The organism is Streptomyces coryli, assembly GCF_011044975.1.
GTDB classification, from domain to species: Bacteria; Actinomycetota; Actinomycetes; order Streptomycetales; family Streptomycetaceae; genus Streptomyces; species Streptomyces coryli.
In genome coordinates this window covers 1-593 of record NZ_JAAKZV010000605.1, presented here as the reverse complement: position 1 = coordinate 593, position 593 = coordinate 1, and the positions used below count along the sequence as shown (strand labels likewise).

Below are 593 nucleotides of genomic sequence, written 5' to 3'. Positions count from 1 at the left end.
CTCCTCCGCGACCCGCCCCAACGCCGCCGCGAAGCCCCGCGCCGCGACCACGTACAGCTCGGGCAGCGCCCGAGCCCCCGTCGAAAACAGCAGCTTCCCCGCAGGCGCCACCCGCAGCGCCACCGCCGGATCGGGCCCCGCATCCGCGTATACGTGCCGATGCACAGCCGCCCGCCGCGCCGCCGCCACGTGCTGCGGGCCCCGCGGCCCCGGCACCAGCACCAGATCCGTACCGAGCCCGTCCGTCCGCTCGATGAAATCGTCCAGATCCGCCGGATCTCCCCCATGCAGCTGCACCGGCAGCCCCGTAGCCAGCGCCGCCCACAGCAGATGCCGCACCAGCACCGGCGCGAGACTCCCGCGCTGCATCAGCTGGGACGCCGCATGCCGCACCTCCACCGAACCCGGCTCGCGCGGACAGCCGGCAGGCGCGGTGGCATCGCAGGCGTACGCCGTGCCGCTCTGGGCGGCGGAGTACACCGCCTCGGCGGTGTTACGCAGAAAGGACTGCACCGACCCCGACGTACGCGCGACCTGCCGCGCCAGCCCTTCCAGCCGGACGATCTCGTGCACAGCACGCCCGCCCACAGACC

At 74.4% G+C, this 593-nt stretch carries 1 pseudogene; it reads right to left on the bottom strand.

Going from position 1 to position 593, the window contains the following annotated elements:
* Positions 1-573: pseudogene (locus G5C51_RS42410) on the bottom strand (amidohydrolase); the annotation flags it as partial.
* Between the last annotated feature and the right edge of the window lie 20 nt (positions 574-593).